The sequence below is a fragment of the Planctomycetia bacterium genome (assembly GCA_021413845.1).
Taxonomy (GTDB): Bacteria; Planctomycetota; Planctomycetia; order Pirellulales; family PNKZ01; genus PNKZ01.
Genome location: JAIOPP010000043.1, coordinates 1 through 1,985, shown reverse-complemented (window position 1 = coordinate 1,985; position 1,985 = coordinate 1). Strand labels below are relative to the sequence as shown.

At 65.7% G+C, this 1,985-nt stretch carries 2 protein-coding genes; both read left to right on the top strand.

The genetic code is table 11. The features are described 5' to 3' along the window. Window positions 1–110: 110 nt before the first annotated feature. The gene (locus tag K8U03_08410; protein ID MCE9604908.1) at window positions 111–1,406 is read left to right on the top strand and encodes a transposase; all 1,296 of its coding nucleotides are present in this window, start codon (window positions 111–113) and stop codon (window positions 1,404–1,406) included. Window positions 1,407–1,564: 158 nt separating this feature from the next. Continuing rightward, window positions 1,565–1,985: oligosaccharide flippase family protein (locus K8U03_08405; GenBank protein MCE9604907.1), on the top strand; the 421-nt coding region annotated here is incomplete at its 3' end.

Here is a 1,985-nt window from a genome sequence, read left to right as displayed (position 1 = left end):
GTGTGCCACTGGCATCCTGCCCATAGGTATCTACACAAGTTCGCCGGCATTGCCGCTATTCGAGTCGGGTAGAATCGGGGTATGTACCTGAACCTCCGTTGGAAGCCCGGTTGCGGGAGCGTTACGTGACGTTGGTGGAGTCGCAAGCGAACGTGGTGCAGCGGGTGGCGGCGGGCTTGCATGCGTTGCCCGACGTCGCTTCGAGCGCGGCGGCTGCGCAGGCCGCCTCTCGTTTTCTGAACAACGAGCGGGTCACGCTCCGAGCCTTGGTCGAGCCTTTGCTGGAGTGTGCGCGACGCGACGTGCCGCAGGCTTGCGACCGGTTCGTGCTCGACGTGCTCGATTGGTCGGAACTGCAGTATCGCAAGCAGCACGCGAAGCGGGATCGACTGCCGCTCTCCAATCCTCATGCGCTCGAAGGCTACGAACTGCAGGCGTCGCTGCTGCTCGACGATCGCTCGGGCACGCCGTTGGCGCCGGCCGTCTTGAGCCTGCGGGCGGCCGACGGCGTGCACTGCTCGCGGTGCGGCGACGTTCGCCCGCCGCTCTCGCCGCTCGACGAGCTCGATCCGGCGATGACCTACGTCGAACGGCTCAAGCTCGGCAAGCCCGTGGTTCACATCGTCGACGCCGAAGCCGACAGCGTGGCCCATTATCGCGAGTGGAGCGCGCGCGAAGGGCGCCGCTATCTCGTCCGGGCCGACGATCGCTTGGTCGAATACGCCGGTCGCGAGCTGAAGGCCTCGCAACTGCTCGCCGAAGCCCGAGCCGCCGAAGCACTCACGTTCTCGCGCGAGGTGACGTATCACGGCCGCGACGCGCGGCAGTTCGTCGTCGAACGGGCCGTGCGACTGACCCGCGCCGGTCAGCGCAATCGGCCGAACTCAGGCGATCGACGCCGCGTGCCCGGCCCGCCGCTCGACTTGCGGCTCGTGATCTCCGAGGTCCGCGATCTCGCCGGCAAGCCGCTTGCCGTGTGGTACTTATTGACCAACGTCGAGGCCGAGGTCGACGCCGCGACGATCGCGTTGTGGTACTATTGGCGTTGGGGCGTGGAGAGCTTCTTCAAGCTGCTCAAAAGCGCCGGGCTCGAAGTCGAACGGTGGCAACAAGAATCGGCCGCGGCGACCGCGCGACGACTCTTAGTCGCGGCGGCGGCTTGCGTCGTCGTCTGGCGACTCGATCGCAGCGCGCATCCGCAGGCCGACCAAGCCCGCAAGCTCTTGATCCGCCTCTCCGGCCGACAAATGAAGTACGGCGTGAAGCACACCAAGCCCGCGCTGCTGGCCGGACTCTGGACCCTACTAGCCATGCTTCGCACGCTCGAACTCTACGACCTCGACGAACTCAAAACCCTCGCCCAACTCATCCTCCAACCCACCGCCCAACCCCCGCCGAGACGATAGCACACTTGTGTCGATACTTATGGGCGAAGCCAGTGGCACACGAGGACGCTACGGATGCGGCTCGGCTCGTTCGAGAATCCGGCACAATTCGCGACCTACACTTGCGCAGCCGGAACTGCGCCTTGCGGCCCGGCTCGTGAACGTGTCGGAGTCGCCGGATGTCCGCGTCGTCAAAATCCGTACCGTCGGCAAAATCGGCCCCTGTCGGTTCGATCCGCGCCGATTCGTTGGCCGAGGGAGTGATCATCCTCCTTGCGCTGACGGTCGTGCAGCGACTCGTCGGGTTCGTGCGCGGGATCATCTTTTGCCGTTCGCTCGACGTCGATCAACTGGGAGAGTGGGATCTCGCGTTCAGCTTCCTCATGCTCGCCGCGCCGCTGGCCGTGTTCGGACTGCCGGGGAGTTTCGGGCGGTACGTCGAAGCGTATCGGGCCTCCGGTCAGTTGCGCACATTTCTCCGTCGCACGACGCTCGGCAGCGTCGTCCCGGCGATCGTGTTCTGCGTCGGCTCGGCTGTGTTCAGCACGTCGATCGCGGAGCTCATCTTCGGCGATCCGGCCGATGCCCCGCTGGTGCTCG